Annotated in this window: 14 protein-coding genes; 9 read left to right on the top strand and 5 right to left on the bottom strand. The window is 55.8% G+C overall.

The features are described from left to right. The 3 genes from ACXAF0_RS08060 to ACXAF0_RS08050 all read right to left on the bottom strand — a co-directional run bounded on the left by ACXAF0_RS08060 (position 1) and on the right by ACXAF0_RS08050 (position 4,182). Complete coding sequence (locus ACXAF0_RS08060) at positions 1 to 2,400, bottom strand: TonB-dependent receptor (RefSeq protein ID WP_475345373.1); 2,400 nt, start codon at positions 2,398 to 2,400, stop codon at positions 1 to 3. Positions 2,401 to 2,574: 174 nt separating this feature from the next. Continuing rightward, a complete protein-coding gene (locus ACXAF0_RS08055) occupies positions 2,575 to 3,543 on the bottom strand; it encodes a FecR family protein (protein WP_475345372.1) in 969 nt (322 codons plus the stop codon). Between the two features lie 120 nt (positions 3,544 to 3,663). Continuing rightward, positions 3,664 to 4,182 (bottom strand): RNA polymerase sigma factor, encoded by a 519-nt coding sequence (locus ACXAF0_RS08050; RefSeq protein ID WP_044829318.1) that lies wholly within the window; start codon positions 4,180 to 4,182, stop codon positions 3,664 to 3,666. Between the two features lie 432 nt (positions 4,183 to 4,614). Between ACXAF0_RS08050 and glpD the strand changes: the two genes are divergently transcribed. The 8 genes from glpD (at position 4,615) to ACXAF0_RS08010 (ending at position 13,247) form a co-directional block, all read left to right on the top strand. Then, positions 4,615 to 6,171: a glycerol-3-phosphate dehydrogenase gene (glpD, locus tag ACXAF0_RS08045; protein ID WP_475345371.1), complete on the top strand. Its 1,557-nt coding sequence runs from the start codon at positions 4,615 to 4,617 to the stop codon at positions 6,169 to 6,171. Further along, a complete protein-coding gene (locus ACXAF0_RS08040; protein ID WP_475345370.1) occupies positions 6,168 to 7,268 on the top strand; it encodes an ABC transporter ATP-binding protein in 1,101 nt (366 codons plus the stop codon). Before glpD ends, ACXAF0_RS08040 begins: the two co-directional genes overlap by 4 nt. A 15-nt stretch (positions 7,269 to 7,283) precedes the next feature. After that, complete coding sequence (locus ACXAF0_RS08035; RefSeq protein ID WP_475345369.1) at positions 7,284 to 8,378, top strand: ABC transporter ATP-binding protein; 1,095 nt, start codon at positions 7,284 to 7,286, stop codon at positions 8,376 to 8,378. A 14-nt stretch (positions 8,379 to 8,392) separates the two neighbouring features. Then, positions 8,393 to 9,265, top strand: a complete 873-nt coding sequence (locus tag ACXAF0_RS08030) for a carbohydrate ABC transporter permease (RefSeq protein ID WP_475345368.1) — start codon at positions 8,393 to 8,395, stop codon at positions 9,263 to 9,265. Position 9,266: 1 nt separating this feature from the next. Continuing rightward, positions 9,267 to 10,070, top strand: coding sequence for a carbohydrate ABC transporter permease (locus ACXAF0_RS08025; protein ID WP_475345367.1), 804 nt, complete (start codon positions 9,267 to 9,269; stop codon positions 10,068 to 10,070). A gap of 24 nt (positions 10,071 to 10,094) precedes the next feature. Beyond that, positions 10,095 to 10,367 carry a DUF2160 domain-containing protein gene (locus ACXAF0_RS08020; protein ID WP_475345366.1) on the top strand — a complete coding sequence of 91 codons (273 nt, stop codon included), beginning with the start codon at positions 10,095 to 10,097 and terminating at the stop codon, positions 10,365 to 10,367. Positions 10,368 to 10,504: 137 nt separating this feature from the next. Beyond that, complete coding sequence (locus tag ACXAF0_RS08015) at positions 10,505 to 12,253, top strand: ABC transporter substrate-binding protein (RefSeq protein WP_475346233.1); 1,749 nt, start codon at positions 10,505 to 10,507, stop codon at positions 12,251 to 12,253. Positions 12,254 to 12,380: 127 nt separating this feature from the next. Continuing rightward, a complete protein-coding gene (locus ACXAF0_RS08010) occupies positions 12,381 to 13,247 on the top strand; it encodes a tetratricopeptide repeat protein (RefSeq protein WP_475345365.1) in 867 nt (288 codons plus the stop codon). 8 nt (positions 13,248 to 13,255) lie between these two features. Here the strand turns inward: ACXAF0_RS08010 and mobA are convergent, their stop codons facing one another. Continuing rightward, positions 13,256 to 13,891: a molybdenum cofactor guanylyltransferase MobA gene (gene mobA, locus ACXAF0_RS08005; protein ID WP_475345364.1), complete on the bottom strand. Its 636-nt coding sequence runs from the start codon at positions 13,889 to 13,891 to the stop codon at positions 13,256 to 13,258. A gap of 260 nt (positions 13,892 to 14,151) precedes the next feature. Here mobA and sugE point away from each other — a divergent pair, with 260 nt between their 5' ends. Beyond that, positions 14,152 to 14,472: a quaternary ammonium compound efflux SMR transporter SugE gene (gene sugE / locus ACXAF0_RS08000; RefSeq protein WP_475345363.1), complete on the top strand. Its 321-nt coding sequence runs from the start codon at positions 14,152 to 14,154 to the stop codon at positions 14,470 to 14,472. 81 nt (positions 14,473 to 14,553) lie between these two features. Here sugE and hydA read toward each other — a convergent pair whose 3' ends face one another. Then, positions 14,554 to 16,005 carry a dihydropyrimidinase gene (gene hydA, locus ACXAF0_RS07995; protein ID WP_475345362.1) on the bottom strand — a complete coding sequence of 484 codons (1,452 nt, stop codon included), beginning with the start codon at positions 16,003 to 16,005 and terminating at the stop codon, positions 14,554 to 14,556. Positions 16,006 to 16,134 lie beyond the last annotated feature (129 nt).

Below are 16,134 nucleotides of genomic sequence, written 5' to 3'. Positions count from 1 at the left end.
TCAGAAGTCCGCAGTCAGCGACAGCAGTGCTGTTCGCGGGGCCCCCAGTGAAACAAAACGCCACTGGTTCACACCGGAATAGTAGTTTTCATCCGTGACGTTCTGGACGGATGCCCGGATCGTTACCGGGGTGTCGTACAGTTCGGTCTTGTAGCGCGCACCAATATCAAGTGTGGTCCAATCCGGGATGGACTGGGTGTTGGCGGTATCAACGAACTGTGACGCGGTATGGGTGACCGTACCGCTCAAGGTCAAACCATCGACAAACGGCGTATCCCATTCGCCAACCAGATTGATCTGCATTTCCGGCGTACCGACCGGGCGCTTGCCCAAGTCATCGTCATTGACCGCCTCGGTGATTTCCGATTCAAGGAACATCACACCACCGAGCAACCGGATGTCATCCGTCACCTGACCAAAGACATTCAACTCAAGACCACGGTTTCGCTGTTCGTTATCAGCACTGAAAATGTTGGTCACATCATCGGTATCGCCATCAGGCTGGGTAATCTGGAAGGCCGAGATCGATCCACCGACGGTGCCAAAATCAAGCTTCACACCTGCTTCCATTTGCTTGGCAACATACGGCTCCATCGCTTGACCCGCATTAGCAGCGCTACCATCAGCAATATCCCCTTGGTTGAGGCCTTCGATATAGTTCGCATAAACCGACACGGTCTCGGTCGGTTTAACGACCACACCGGCCATCGGGCTGACCACACTGTCATCATAGGAACTGCTCACAACCCCACTGCTGTAATTGTCCACAGCAATGGTTTGGTGACGCGCCCCAAGGGTGACGAGAACCTTCTCATCAAGGAAGGACAGCGTATCGGCCAAGGCAAAGCCGGTCAGTTCAGATGCTGATGTTTTGGGCTTGCTGGTTGGCGCACTGACGGCAATTGGTGCGACCGCCGCCGTGGTGTAGATATTGGCAGACGGATTGGATCCGGCGTTGCTGATGCCCTGGCGGAGTTCATCTTCGTAGCGGGTGGCTTCGAATGACAGCTTGTGCTTGATTTCGGCTGTTTCGAACTCACTGTGCACACCTGTGCTTGCCGACCAACGGTCCGTCTGGAAACGACGATAGGAAAGACTATTGTCGATATAATCACCTGCGGCATTCTGAACGGTCGGCGTCCCGAACAGGCGATCCAGTTCCGTGCGACCACCCCCAAAGCTGCCAAAGACAGTGATGTCTTCAAACAGATCATATTCCGCACGGATCATACCCGATTGATCAACCGCATCGGACCATTCCCAATCCTGAATGGCGTTGGTTGAACCGTCCGGGGCATCGGGAATGGCAAAGCCCGAGTTAAAGCGAAACTCACGCGCGGGCGCATTAAGGTTTTCACGCTGATCAATCAGATCAAGCGATGCGCGGAAACGATCGCCTTGGTAATCAAGGGCCAGCGCGCCAAGCGATGCTTCACGTGTCTGACGGTCAAGGTAGGTATCCCCATTGTGATAACCGCCGTTAAAGCGCACGCCGAACGCGTCATTTTGTCCAAAGCGGCGGCTGAAATCGATATCGCCACCGGCTTGTTCCCCCCGCCCGTAATCAACGCTTGTGCGGGTCAAGTCCTTTTCCCCCGCACGTTTCGGCACGATGTTGATCGCACCGCCAACGGCACCGGTCGGCGACATGCCGTTCAGCAATGCGTTGGGTCCTTTGACGACCTCGATCCGCTCTGCCATCCCGGACATGACGCGATAGGTTGGTGCGACCCCATAGGCGCCATTGAATGAAACTTCGCCGGTATTAAACAGGTTCACGCCAAAACCACGGATTTGATAGGTATCAAGGTTGGCGGTTTCCGCATTCGGGGCCCGTACCGAGGGATCATATTGCAGCACGTCGGCAATGGTTTCGGCCTGCTGATCGGCGATATATTCACTGGTGTAGCTGGTAATGCTGACCGGGGCATCCATGATATCGGTATTGCCCAGCATCCCCAACCGTCCGCCGGTTGCCACCTGCCCACCTGCATAGGCCGGCGCCAGATCGGATTGTGCGCCAGTGGCTTCGACAATGACCGGATCGGTCACCATTTCGCCACTTGCATTATCCTGCACGCTTGCATCGGTGATGATCAGTGAACGGCTGCCCGCAGCACGGTAAGACAATCCCGTCCCGCGAATGAGAATGTCGATTGCTGCCGGGACGGAGAGATCACCACGAATTTCGCGCGTTCCTGAAATCTCTGGCAGTTCAATCGTGTAGGCGATGCTCCAGCCGGAAACATCGCCAATCTGACTGATGCCATCGGCAATGGACGTCACACTCAGATCAAAACTGTAAAGCGCCTGTGCGACTTCGACCTGATTTCCCGACAGGATCTGTTCATTGGTTTCTGCGGCCATCAAACCGGTTGGAAAACCGATTGTGGACGTCATTAACAACGCCGAGATCAGGATATTCTTTTTTGATTTTGCCTGCTTGGAATACAAATTCCCACTCCATTCCATGTTTGGTTTTTCAGGCAGGTCCCCCTGCATCTAGAAAAACAAACGAGCGGGAAAAAGAACTCCTCACATGAGGATCACATTTTTTGCGAATTTTTCGCAATCTTAATAAATAACGGTCAACCAGGGTGAGGTTCTGACAACCCGTCCACCTACGGCAACGCCAAGGGTTTCAAGGGATCTGGCCACATCGTCGGTCGGGAAACTTCCTGAAACCGTCTTGTTTCCGATCTCACCCAAAACCATCAGGCGCCCTGGCGCAAAATTATCCAGACGGGCAATCAAATCCGCAAGACGTAAGTTTTGCACGCTAAGACGCCCATGCATCCAACTTTGAACGGACGCAATATTGACCACCTGCTTGGCCTGCAGACCGCCATCCCGGACAGCAACCTGATCGCCGGGTCCCAGCAAAACAACGTCATCTGTTTCCGAGCTTGTTGAAACCCGCACGGCCCCTTCTTCAACGCCGACCTGTGTGTTGTCTGTCAGGTAGTCGACATTAAAGCGCGTCCCGACCACTTCCACCGTCGCGTCACCAGCCTGCACCCGGAACCGATCACCGTCACGATGCACGACATCGAAAAAGGCCTGCCCACGCAGGAGTTCGACATCGCGGTGCCCATCCTCAAAGTCCGTTGTCATTGCACTATTGGCCGCAAGAAAAACGGTTGATCCATCCGTCAGCGTGACTTCGGTGACGGTTTGGCCATTGGTCACAATATCGGCTTCGAAGTTTTCCAATGCATCCGGATTAAGGAAAATGCCCACCGCCACAACCGCCGCTGCGGCAACAGAGGTGGTCACAATCCGCGCCGGAGAACACCAATCCAGAACTTTGCGCCACGCAGAAACCCGGTGCGTATTCACCGCCGCAATGCGTGCGGCCGGTTCTTCAACCTGTGCCCACAGAACGCGCATCTGATCATAGGCAAGCCGGTTACCGCGATCAGCATTAAGCCAAGCGTCAAATTCGCTTTCCTCTGCGGATGTAAGCGATCCTCCGGCCCGTTTAACGTGCCAAAGTGCTGCTTCATCCTTTTGCGCATCGGTTGGTTGGGTGTCGCCTTGCATTGATCTTATGTCTGTCCACACGTTACCGGCCGCGAAAACAGCCATGGGGCTGTTCTGTGATGTCTATACCTAATAAACGGATAACAGGGAAACATCCTCAAGCCGTTATCGCCAAACATTTCAGTCAGCATCGCGATAGGCCTCCAACCGTTGCTGGCAATGACGCATCGTGCGTGCGAGCTGCTTTTCCACCGCACTGACCGAAATGCCATACTTCTTTGCCAGTTTCGCGTTCGACACGCCCTCTACCCGATGCAAGACAAACATCTCGCGTGCCTTGGGGGAAAGTTCCAGCAAAGCCTGATCAAGTGCTGAAAGCGCCTGGCGTGACTGGGCATGTTCCTGTGGCGAAGACGTTTCCTTTTGCCAAAGCTGTGTTGGCAAAATGCGGCTCATGACATTTGTCCGCCCGGCATTGCTGCGGTGATGGTCAATCACGGCATTGCGTACAGACGCGTAAAGAACCTTGACGTTTTCTTCCTCTGTTCCGTGATCACCCGATCGCAGAAGCCGCGCATAAACATCCTGCACGATCTCAAGCGCGGTCTCACGATCTCCGACGCGCCGGTTCGCCATCGACACCAATTGTCGACGGTGATCCTCAAACAGCTTTGAGAGCGTGTTCTGCCAGCGCTTCATATTCAGATAATACCACCACCCATTGGTCACCCCTGACCGCGCCTGTTTGATCCAGAGTCACAAACAGCCGGGTGGCGCAAACTAACAACAATGATAATCATTAGCAATCGCAAAACTTATAACGACCTTCAACACCGCAGATTCCGGGATACTTCCGGCTCTTTTTTTTCAGTTTTAACCGATTCACATGGATTTACCGCCCTGATTGCAAACGAGATAAAGCATCAGAAACCCCGCCCCTGCACATGGCACTTAACAATATTTCAATAATTACAATCTGTTGCAAACCCGCAGGTGACGTTCATTATCGAAAATTTCAAATCATCATAATTTTCGCTTGCAATTATTTTGGGCCATCCGTAACTTTTGTGAAACAACAGAACGGCAGTTGAGAACAGCTGTCACAAATAAGAGCAATTGGGGAGGAATCGGTTGCTCACTCCAGAAACATTTGACATCGCCATCATTGGCGGTGGGATCAACGGCACGGGCATCGCGCGTGATGCGTCGGGACGTGGACTGAGCGTTTATCTTTGTGAAAAAGATGACCTTGCCAGCGCGACCTCGTCGGCCAGCACGAAGCTGATCCATGGTGGCCTGCGCTATCTTGAGCATTATGAATTCCGCCTTGTGCGTGAGGCGCTGATTGAGCGCGAGGTTCTGCTGCGCGCCGCCCCGCACATCATCTGGCCACTTCGTTTTGTCCTGCCCCACGTTAAGGGCCTGCGCCCGGCATGGATGATCCGTTTGGGCCTGTTCCTGTATGATCACCTTGGTGGGCGCGAAAAGCTGCCCGGGTCAGAGGGCATCAAGCTTGCCACCCACCCGGCTGGTGCCCCGCTGGTGAACGGCATGAAAAAGGCGTTTGTCTATTCCGATTGCTGGGTTCAGGACGCACGTCTTGTGGTTTTGAATGCCATGGATGCGCGCGCACGCGGTGCGGATATCGAAACGCGCACCGAATGTGTGTCGGCCAAACGCGAAGGCGATCTTTGGACTGTTACCCTGCGCGATATCGATACCGGGTCGGAAAAAAACATCAAGGCCAAATCACTGGTCAATGCCGCCGGTCCCTGGTGTGCCGAACTGCTTGAAAGCCGGGTTGAGGCCAAGAAGAAACAGGGCATTCGCATGGTTCAGGGCAGCCACATTGTGGTGCCCAAACTGTTTGACCATGAATATTGCTACATCTTCCAGAACCCGGACGGGCGCATTGTGTTTGCCATCCCCTATGAGCAGGACTTTACCCTGATCGGCACGACGGATCGTGATTACAAGGGCGATCCGGCCAAGGTCGCGATCAGCGCAGATGAAACCAAATATCTCTGCGAACTGGCCAATACCTATTTCGAAAAGAAAATCACCACCGATGATGTTGTCTGGGCCTATTCTGGCGTTCGCCCGCTTTATGGCGACGGCAGCGAGGACGCATCGCAGGTAACCCGTGATTATGTTCTGGAAATTGACCGGGGCAATCAGACCGATGATGGTGCGCCGCTTCTAAACATCTATGGCGGCAAGATCACCACCTATCGCAAGCTCGCTGAATCCGCGATGAGCAAGCTTTGCCCGCTGCTTGGCCGCGATGACACACGCTGGACGGCGACAAAACCGCTTCCGGGCGGCGATATCCCCGATGCGGATTTCGAGCGGTATCTTACCGCGATGCACAAGAAGTTTCCCTGGATTCCGGACGCACAAATCTACCGCTACGTGCAAAACTACGGCACACTCACCAACACGATCATAGGCGACGCCAGCGATCTGAAAGGGCTTGGAAAGCACTTGGGTGACGACGTATATGAGTGCGAATTGCGCTATCTGGTGGATCAGGAATGGGCCAGAACGGCCGATGATATTTTGTGGCGCCGCTCCAAATTGGGGCTGCACCTTTCGGATGAGACGCGTAATGCCATTGTCCAATGGTTCAAAACCGAACCGACATCGAAAAACACCGTGAAAGCGGGCGAAGGAAATACTGGAAAATGACCCTTACGCTTGAAAACATAACCAAGACCGTGGGTGGGGAGACCCATATCGACGATGTGTCGATGACGCTCGAACCGGGATCGTTCAACGTCCTGCTTGGGCGTACACTTGCCGGGAAAACCACCCTGATGCGGATCATGGCGGGGCTTGAGCCCCCGACCAAAGGCCGCATTCTGGTCGATAATGCCGATGTGACCGGCATGGCCGTACAGAAACGCAATGTCGCCATGGTCTATCAGCAGTTCATCAACTATCCGTCGATGAACGTTTACGACAATATCGCATCACCGCTGAAGCTGCAGGGTGTCGATAAGGCAGAGATCGACAAGCGTGTGCGTTCGACGGCCGAACTCATGCATATCGAACATCTGCTTGATCGCCTGCCACAGGAACTTTCGGGCGGTCAGCAGCAGCGCACCGCCATGGCCCGCGCCATGGTCAAGGATTGCAAATTGCTGCTGCTTGATGAGCCGCTGGTCAACCTTGACTACAAGCTGCGTGAAGAACTCCGCGAAGAGATCCCCAACCTTCTGGCCGAACGCGACACCATCGTTGTTTACGCCACGACCGAGCCGATGGAAGCGCTGCTTCTGGGCGGCAAGTGCGCGGTCATGCATGAAGGCCGGATGACCCAGTTTGGTCCGACGACACAGGTTTATCACAACCCGGCCTCGGTCGAGACCGGCCTGATCTTTTCAGATCCGCCGATCAACCTGGTGAAGGCCGAAGTTCGCGATGGCGCGATATTCATGAAAAGCGGTCATCAGGTCCCGCTTGCGGGGCATCTGGCGAACCTTGGCAATGGTGATTACACCCTTGGCATCCGCGCCAACCATCTGTCGGTTGATCCGACTGGGGACGACACGGTCGCGATGCAGGGACAGGTCGAGCTGGCTGAAATCACCGGTTCGGAGACCTTTGTCCATGTGCATTTCAATGATGTGTCCTGGGTAATCCAGGAAGAAGGTGTTCACAACCCGCGCCTTGGCGAAGCCACCCAGTTCTATGTCGATCCGACACGCCTGTTTGCCTTTGATGCGAACGGTGCGCTCGTGGCCGCCCCGCCGGTTGAAGTTACCAACGGCAAAGCGGCGTGAGGAAGAGTAAGTAAAATGGCACGTATTGATCTTAAAAGCCTTGCGCATTCCTACTTCCCCGATCCGAAAACGGACGAGGATTATGCGCTGCGTCGGATGGAACATGTCTGGGAAGATGGCGGGGCCTATGCCCTTTTGGGCCCGTCGGGCTGTGGCAAGACCACGCTTCTTAACATTATTTCCGGTCTTTTGACCCCATCCCACGGGCAGGTCCTGTTTGATGGCAAGGACGTCACCCAACTGGCCCCGGAAGAACGCAACATCGCGCAGGTTTTCCAGTTCCCGGTGATCTATGACACCATGACGGTCTATGACAACCTGGCCTTCCCGCTGCGCAACCGTGGTGTGGATGAAAAGCGCGTTGATGCCCGTGTGCGGGAAATCGCAGGCATGCTTGACCTTACCGGCAAGCTCAAGCAAAAGGCGCGCGGCCTTGGTGCGGATGAAAAACAGACGATCTCGCTGGGTCGTGGTCTGGTGCGTGACGATGTCTCGGCCATTCTGTTTGACGAACCGCTGACCGTGATTGACCCGCATCTGAAGTGGGTTCTGCGCCGCAAGCTCAAGGAAATTCACAACAAGCTGCGCCCGACCATGGTGTATGTCACCCATGATCAGGTCGAAGCCCTGACTTTTGCCGACAAGGTCGTTGTCATGTATGGCGGCAAGGTCGTGCAGTTGGGCACCCCGCAGGAACTGTTTGAAAATCCGGCCCATACCTTTGTTGGGTACTTCATCGGAAGCCCGGGCATGAACATCATGGATTGCAAGATCGATGATGGTGCGGCCTGGGTTGACGGGCAGCGTATCGGTCTTTCGGATCGTCACCTTGACGCCATTTCAAAACAAAGCGGCAAGATCGAACTGGGTATTCGCCCCGAGTTCCTGACCCTTGAAACCGGCAATGCCGACAAGGGTACAGACGGGATCGAAGTCAACATCACCAAGGTCGAGGACCTTGGCCAGTTCAAGATCGCGACCACCCGGTTTGGCGCATCTGAAATCAAGGTCAAGCTTGGCGAAGACGAACAGGTTGTCGGTCAGTCCGGCATTCTGCGTTTCGCACCGGAATGGACCAAGCTTTACGCCGACAGTCAGTTGGTCGCGTAAGGGGGGATGAGGAAATGAACAAGATTACCAACAACAAGGCCTGGTTCCTCGTCCTGCCAGTGTTCTTTATCGTCGCGATCAGTGCGATCATTCCGCTGATGACGGTTGTGAACTATTCGGTTCAGGACATTTTCGATCCGCAGACGCGTTTCTTTGTCGGCACCGAATGGTTTGAACAGGTTCTTGGCGACAGCCGCCTGCATGACGCGCTGGTGCGTCAGATCATCTATACGCTTTCGGTGCTGTTCATCGAAATCCCGCTGGGTATTGCCGTTGCACTGACCTTGCCGCGCAAGGGCTGGGGGGTGTCGGCATCGATGGTTCTGCTTGCCCTGCCATTGCTTATTCCATGGAACGTGGTCGGCACCATCTGGCAGATCTTTGGCCGTGCAGACATTGGTCTGGGTGGCTATCTGATCAACCTGATGGGCATTGATTACAACTATGCCCAGAACCCGATGGATGCGTGGCTGACCGTACTTGTCATGGATGTCTGGCACTGGACCAGCCTGATTGTGCTGCTGTGCTATGCCGGTCTGCGCTCCATCCCGGATGCCTATTATCAGGCGGCCAAGATTGACGGCGCATCGCGCTGGGCCGTGTTCCGCTTTATTCAGCTGCCGAAGATGCAGTCGGTTCTCGTGATCGGTGTTCTGCTGCGCTTCATGGACAGCTTCATGATTTATACCGAGCCGTTCGTCCTGACGGGTGGCGGTCCGGGTAACGCAACCACCTTCCTCAGCCAGTTCCTGACCCGGATGGCAGTCGGTCAGTTTGACCTTGGTCCTGCTGCGGCCTTCTCGCTGGTCTACTTCCTGATCATTCTGCTGGTTTGCTGGGTTTTCTATACCGTCGTGATGAACGCCGGAAAGCAGGGGGAACAATAAAATGCAGTTCCAGAAACGACATATCGGACTTCTTCTTTATATCCTGTTCCTGTTGGTTCCGATCTATTGGCTGTTCAACATGTCGATCAAGACCAATACGGAAATCCTGGGCGCAATGACCCTGTTCCCGGACAATCCGACACTGGCCAACTATGCCACCATCCTGACCGATCCGGCATGGTATACGGGGTATATCAACTCGATGATCTATGTTGGCATCAACGTGGTGATTTCGCTGGTGGTTGCCCTGCCCGCTGCTTATGCCTTCTCGCGGTTCAACTTTACCGGCGACAAGCATCTGTTCTTCTGGCTATTGACCAACCGCATGGCACCGCCGGCCGTGTTCCTGTTGCCGTTCTTCCAGCTCTATTCAAGTGTCGGCCTGTTTGACACCCATATTGCTGTGGCACTTGCGCACTGCCTGTTTAACGTGCCGCTGGCGGTCTGGATCCTCGAAGGTTTCATGTCGGGTATCCCCAAGGAAATCGATGAAACCGCCTATGTGGACGGTTATTCGTTCCCGCGCTTCTTTGCCACGATCTTCATTCCGCTGATCCGTTCGGGCATCGGTGTGACGGCGTTCTTCTGCTTCATGTTCAGCTGGGTGGAGCTTCTGCTGGCCCGTACGCTGACCTCGGTCGATGCAAAGCCGATTGCAGCCACCATGACCCGTACCGTTTCGGCATCGGGGCTTGATTGGGGTGTGCTGGCAGCAGCGGGTGTTCTCACAATCGTCCCGGGCGCCTTGGTGATCTGGTTCGTTCGCAACTACATCGCCAAAGGTTTCGCGATGGGTCGCGTGTAATCGGAAAACAGGAGGAATATCAAAATGGCATGGATGGCCTGGACCCCGATTACCGCCGCATTCTTTGGGTGCATCTTCTTGATGCTGATCGGGATGGGAATTTGGCAGGCGGTTTCACCGACCGTTCCACGGCGTGGCTTTTTGCCACTGACCACCACACGCGGTGATCGTCTGTTTATCAGTTTGGTGGGCGCCGCCTACATCCATCTGGGCTGGCTGGCATTTACCGATGCCGCCCTTTGGATCGGCTCCATCATCGCGCTTGTCTGGCTCGTCATTGTGATGCGCTGGGGCTAAGTCACCGGAACGGCAGTGCGTCCTACAGCGCTGCCGTTCCTGATCTATTCATTGCGCTGGGCTGTCCGTCTTCCCCCAGTGTTGATGACCGGGTTTACCGGATGAGCAATAAGGAAGACGACCAGGGAGAAAACGACATGATCGTTAAAGCCAAAGGTGCTTCGAGCGTTGTTAAAGGCAGCGCAGTTGCTGTCGCCCTTGGTCTTGCTGTGCTGGCAAATCCGGCCATGGCAGATCAATATACCGACGCAGCGAAGAAATGGGTCGACAGCGAGTTTCAGCCGTCGAGCCTGAGCAAAGACGCCCAGATGGCCGAACTGGAATGGTTCATCAAAGCAGCAGAACCGTTCCGCGGCATGGACATCAACGTGGTGTCCGAAACCATCACCACGCACGAATATGAATCCAAGGTTCTGGCAAAGGCCTTCTCGGAAATCACCGGGATCAACCTGACCCATGACCTGATCGGCGAAGGCGATGTGATCGAAAAACTGCAGACCCAGATGCAGTCGAACCGCAACATCTATGATGCCTTCATCAATGACTCCGACCTGATCGGTACGCATGCGCGCTATGACGCCGTTGTGCCGCTGACCGACTGGATGGCTGGCGAAGGTTCGGACGTAACGTCCCCGACCCTGGACCTTGATGACTTCATCGGTCTGTCCTTCACCACCGGTCCGGATGGCAAGCTTTATCAGCTTCCTGACCAGCAGTTCGCGAACCTGTACTGGTTCCGCTATGACTGGTTCCAGCGTGAAGACCTGCAGAAGCAGTTCAAAGACAAGTACGGCTATGACCTGGGTGTTCCGGTCAACTGGTCGGCTTACGAAGATATCGCCGAATTCTTCACCAATGACGTTGGTGAAATCGATGGCCAGAAAGTCTATGGCCACATGGATTACGGCAAGAAAGACCCGTCGCTCGGTTGGCGCTTCACCGATGCGTGGCTTTCCATGGCTGGTGCCGGCGACAAGGGCCTTCCGAACGGTCTTCCGGTCGACGAATGGGGTATCCGTGTTGAAGGTTGCTCGCCTGCTGGTTCGAGTGTCACCCGTGGTGGTGCCGCAAACGGCCCGGCAGCGGTTTATGCTCTGACCAAATACATCGACTGGCTCAAGGCCTATGCCCCGGCAGAAGCAGCTGGCATGACCTTTGGTGAAGCGGGTCCGGTTCCGGCACAGGGCCAGATCGCACAGCAGATCTTCTGGTACACCGCCTTTACCGCCGACATGGCGAAAAAAGGCACCCCGGTTGTGAATGACGATGGCACGCCGAAATGGCGTATGGCCCCGTCGCCGCACGGCCCATACTGGGAAGAAGGCATGAAGCTTGGTTATCAGGATGTGGGTTCCTGGACTCTGATGAAGTCCACCCCGGTTGAGCGCCGCAAAGCTGCATGGCTCTATGCACAGTTCACCACCTCGAAAACCGTATCGCTGAAAAAGACCCTCACCGGTCTGACACCGATCCGTCAGTCTGACCTGGATACCCAGGAACTTACCGACATCGCTCCGAACTGGGGTGGTCTGGTTGAATTCTATCGTTCGCCGGCCCGTGTCCAGTGGTCGCCGACCGGCACCAACGTTCCGGATTATCCGAAACTGGCACAGCTCTGGTGGCAGAACGTCGCCGAAGCTGTTACCGGCGAACGGACCCCGCAGGAAGCCATGGACAACCTTGCGAACTCCATGGACCGCGTCCTGCAGCGTCTTGAACGTGCCGGCATCGGTGGCGAATGTGCACCGAAGCTGAACGAAGAGCGTGATGCGCAGTACTGGTACGACCAGCCGGGCGCACCGAAACCGCCGCTCGACAACGAAAAACCGCAGGGTGAGACCGTCAAATATGACGATCTGATCGCGGAATGGCGTGCAGCCCAGTAACTCGGGCTACACTACTGGGGGTGTCGGGGGTGATTTTTTCGCCCCCGACCGTCCCGGGCTTTGTTGATCCCTTTTGATTTTTTCATATCCGACCGCCCGGTATTTTGCGGGCAAAGGTAACGTTTCCATGCGTCTGTTTTCCTCCCCCCGCCGGACTGTTCCCGCTCTTGGCCGTGCTGCCCTCACGGCACTGGCCATGAGCGGTTTTCTTTCCACCGGCGCCGTGGCGTCCTCGGCACTCGATGACGGCATCAATGCCTATCGCCACGGGGAATTTGAAAAGTCGGCAGGTATTTTTTCTTCGCTGGCAGACAATGGCGATGCCACCGCGCAGTATCTTCTGTCCTGTCAGACCATCAATGGAGTTGGCGTCGCGGCCAATGAAGATGCCGGCTGGGCGCTGATGGAACAGGCGTCAGAGGGCAACAACCCCGATGCCAGCGTCGTCATGGCTAGGCGTCTTGAAGCCATGGGCGGTGACAAGGCCGAAATACGCGGTCTCTATACCGCGGCGGCCCAACACAACAACACCCAGGCGATGCTGTGGCTGGCCCTTGATGCCCTTGATCAGGGCAACGGCGCAAAGGCCGAAGCGCATTTGAAACAGGCGTGGGAGCTTGGCGATCCGCGTGCGGCCACCCTGCTTGCCAACCGCTTTGCCAAAAGCGATATCGATCGCCTGACCTATCTGCGGCGCGCCGCCCAACATGGTGAAATGCGTGCAGCCGCCTATCTTGCCAAAGAAGCCCGCACGGTTGATGACAAGGCCGAGGCGGTTGGCTGGTGCGCGATTGCGACCGGCATGCCCGGCCATAACGAAGATGTCGACTGGAAAACCATCGGCGACGCGGTCGAGGAAAATTGCGGCCAGTTCGACAAGGACCTCTCACCCAAAGACCGCGCGATCAACCGCGAACGGGTCGATCACTTCCTGGCCGGTTTCTTTAAAAATTACGAGCCGTGGCAACCGTGGCGGGCCTGTGCGGTTGACTAACCCTGCTTTTATACAGCGCTGGCAAGGGCACGGCTAATCAGCTTCAGATCATCCGGCGTATTGACGTTGGTAAAGGGCTCCAGCCCGGCAACCTCATCCTCAAACACCACCCGCGGTGCATTGAGCGCCTGTAACGGTCCGCGCACTCGGCGATCATCGGATGCCAGCAAATCCGCAATGACTTTGGCGGCATCACGATGCCAGATGCTTGAAAGGTAATGGTCACGGTCGGCATGGCTGGCAAAGGCTGCTTTCGCGCCAGCACCTTCGGCAGCGGCCTGCAAGCGCCCCACCATATCCATCGGCACAACCGGGCAATCGACCGGAAACGTCACCAGCCAGTCGATACCATCGGGCAAAGCCAACAGACCACCCAGAATGCCACCCAATGGTCCCTGCCCCGGTGTCGGATGATCCGCCACGACCGGCAAGCCGTAATTTGCGAACCCGTCGGCCCTGGCATTGGAAGAAATCATCACCTGATCGCATTGCACTTGGGCAACATCAATCACCCGCCCGATCAGGCTTTTGCCGCCCACCTCGCGAAACGCCTTATCCCCGCCCATGCGGCGCGCTTCACCCCCGGCCAGAACAAGGCCAAGGGTCGGGATGAGTTGGGATTGCGGTTGATCAGGTTTCGTCACGGTATCGGCAAACCTTTGAATTGAGGCACGTAATTTGATGACCTCATCATAGTCGAGAGCTTGGCAGTATGCATCTGTCGTCTTGCCATCACGGCATATTCAAGCCGGGACATTCATGCTGCACTGCGTCATTTTTACATTGTCGCAGTTAGCGCGTTGAATTAGACTGATTAGAATATTTCGACTTTCCACCTTGATACCGGACGACCGGTATTCCTGATCCGATCAATGGGGACGGCCCCGCAAGACAGGAGGCCCCCATGGCCTGGACAGCGTTGGTTATTGCCGGATTTCTCGAAATTTGCTGGGCGATTGGCCTGAAATACACCGAAGGCTTCACCAAGCCGATCCCAAGTGCGCTTACCATTGCCGCAATCGCTGCAAGCTTCTGGCTGCTTTCCATCGCCATGCGCTCAATCCCGATCGGAACGGCTTATGCCATCTGGACCGGCATCGGTGCGGCGGGTGCGGTCATCTTTGGCATCATCATGGTCGGCGAACCCGCCAATCCGGGACGGTTGGTTGCGATTGCGCTGATCCTGTCGGGGATCGTGATGCTGAAATTGTATAGCCCGTCGTAAGGCGCAGATAACAAAGACACGAATGCAAAACGGGGCAGCCAGTAGCTGCCCCGTTTCTTTTGGTCTTTATGCCGTTCGGGCTTAGACGCCAGCCGGAATACCGCTGCGCTCAACCTTACGCGGGGATGTGATTTCTTTCCATTTGGAAAGCGCCTTGTTGACGGCCGGATACGGTTCGCGGGCGATGAATTCGCCGTCGCCGCATTTGGCAACAACCACACCTTCTTCAGCGGCAATGCGGCCGCGGCTGATGGTGTAACGCGGAAGGCCGGTAACATCGATGCCTTCGAACACGTTGTAGTCAATCGAGGACTGCTGATGATCCGCGGTGATGGTTTTCGAGGCCTTCGGATCCCAGACCACAAGGTCGGCATCCGCCCCCACCAGAACCGCACCCTTGCGCGGATAGATGTTGAGGATCTTGGCGATGTTGGTCGAAGTGGCTGCCACGAACTCGTTCGGGGTCAGACGGCCGGTGCCAACGCCATAGGTCCAGAGAAGCGGCATGCGGTCTTCAAGGCCGCCCGTACCGTTCGGGATCTTGGTGAAGTCGCCAACGCCCATGCGTTTCTGTTCGGTCGTAAATGCGCAGTGGTCGGTTGCAACAACCTGCAGGCTGCCCGAAGCCAGACCATTCCACAGACCATCCTGATGTTCCTTGCTACGGAACGGCGGTGACATGACGCGACGTGCGGCGTGATCCCAGTCGGTGTTTTTATATTCGCTGTCATCCAGAATAAGGTGCTGGATCAGCGGTTCGCCAAAGACGCGCTTGCCGTTCTGGCGCGCACGGCGGATGGCTTCGTGGGCCGGTTCGCACGATACATGCACGATATAAAGCGGCACATTGGCCATATCGGCAATCATGATCGCACGGTTACATGCCTCGCCTTCAACATCCACCGGACGGGAATAGGCATGTGCTTCCGGGCCGTTATTGCCTTCGGCCAGCAATTTCGCCTGAAGGGTTGCGACCACATCGCCGTTTTCGGCATGAACCAGCGGCATTGCGCCCAGTTCCGAGCAGCGCGAGAAGGATGCGAACATTTCGTCATCATCAACCATCAGCGCCCCCTTATAGGCCATGAAGTGCTTGAAGGTGTTGATGCCCTTTTCCTGCACGATGGTCTTCATTTCATCAAAGACCTGCTCGCTCCACCAGGTGATCGCCATGTGGAAGGAATAGTCACACACCGCCTTGGAGGACTTGTTATCCCAGGCTTGAAGCGCTTCCAGCAGCGACTGGTTCGGTGCCGGAAGGCAGAAATCGACAACCATGGTCGTGCCGCCGGCAACTGCGGCCTTGGTGCCGCTTTCGAAATCGTCTTCGGAATAGGTGCCCATAAAGGGCATTTCCATGTGGGTGTGCGGATCAATACCGCCGGGCATCACATAGCAGCCGTCGGCCTCGATCACCTTGTCCCCGGTCAGGTTGTCGCCGATCGCGGCAATCTTGCCGTCTTCGATCAGGATATCGGATTTGTATGTCAGGTCTGCGGTAACAATGGTTCCGCCACGAATAACCATGGACATGGGTGGCTCCTTGTCTGTCTGAGGGCTGAAAAGTTGCGGGCCATCCCGGCATTTCACCCGTTGTCTGCAAACACCCCGAGGGTATTCAATCGTCGTCGTTCTTCGTTCGTCGTTCGGGAGGCAATCCCG

The sequence above is a fragment of the Thalassospira sp. ABD4_177 genome, from assembly GCF_056160125.1.
Note: the sequence above shows the minus strand (reverse complement) of the source record. Positions and strands in the feature narration are given on the sequence as shown.

Bases quoted from the DNA above. Each gene is read 5' to 3' on its own strand.
- ACXAF0_RS08015 (WP_475346233.1), top strand. From the start codon at position 10,505: ATGATCGTTAAAGCCAAAGGTGCTTCGAGCGTTGTTAAAGGCAGCGCA.
- hydA (WP_475345362.1), bottom strand. From the start codon at position 16,005: ATGTCCATGGTTATTCGTGGCGGAACCATTGTTACCGCAGACCTGACA.
- sugE (WP_475345363.1), top strand. From the start codon at position 14,152: ATGGCCTGGACAGCGTTGGTTATTGCCGGATTTCTCGAAATTTGCTGG.
- ACXAF0_RS08060 (WP_475345373.1), bottom strand. From the start codon at position 2,400: ATGACGTCCACAATCGGTTTTCCAACCGGTTTGATGGCCGCAGAAACC.
- ACXAF0_RS08025 (WP_475345367.1), top strand. From the start codon at position 9,267: ATGCAGTTCCAGAAACGACATATCGGACTTCTTCTTTATATCCTGTTC.
- ACXAF0_RS08040 (WP_475345370.1), top strand. From the start codon at position 6,168: ATGACCCTTACGCTTGAAAACATAACCAAGACCGTGGGTGGGGAGACC.
- ACXAF0_RS08050 (WP_044829318.1), bottom strand. From the start codon at position 4,182: ATGAAGCGCTGGCAGAACACGCTCTCAAAGCTGTTTGAGGATCACCGT.
- ACXAF0_RS08020 (WP_475345366.1), top strand. From the start codon at position 10,095: ATGGCATGGATGGCCTGGACCCCGATTACCGCCGCATTCTTTGGGTGC.
- ACXAF0_RS08010 (WP_475345365.1), top strand. From the start codon at position 12,381: ATGCGTCTGTTTTCCTCCCCCCGCCGGACTGTTCCCGCTCTTGGCCGT.
- ACXAF0_RS08035 (WP_475345369.1), top strand. From the start codon at position 7,284: ATGGCACGTATTGATCTTAAAAGCCTTGCGCATTCCTACTTCCCCGAT.
- ACXAF0_RS08055 (WP_475345372.1), bottom strand. From the start codon at position 3,543: ATGCAAGGCGACACCCAACCAACCGATGCGCAAAAGGATGAAGCAGCA.
- ACXAF0_RS08030 (WP_475345368.1), top strand. From the start codon at position 8,393: ATGAACAAGATTACCAACAACAAGGCCTGGTTCCTCGTCCTGCCAGTG.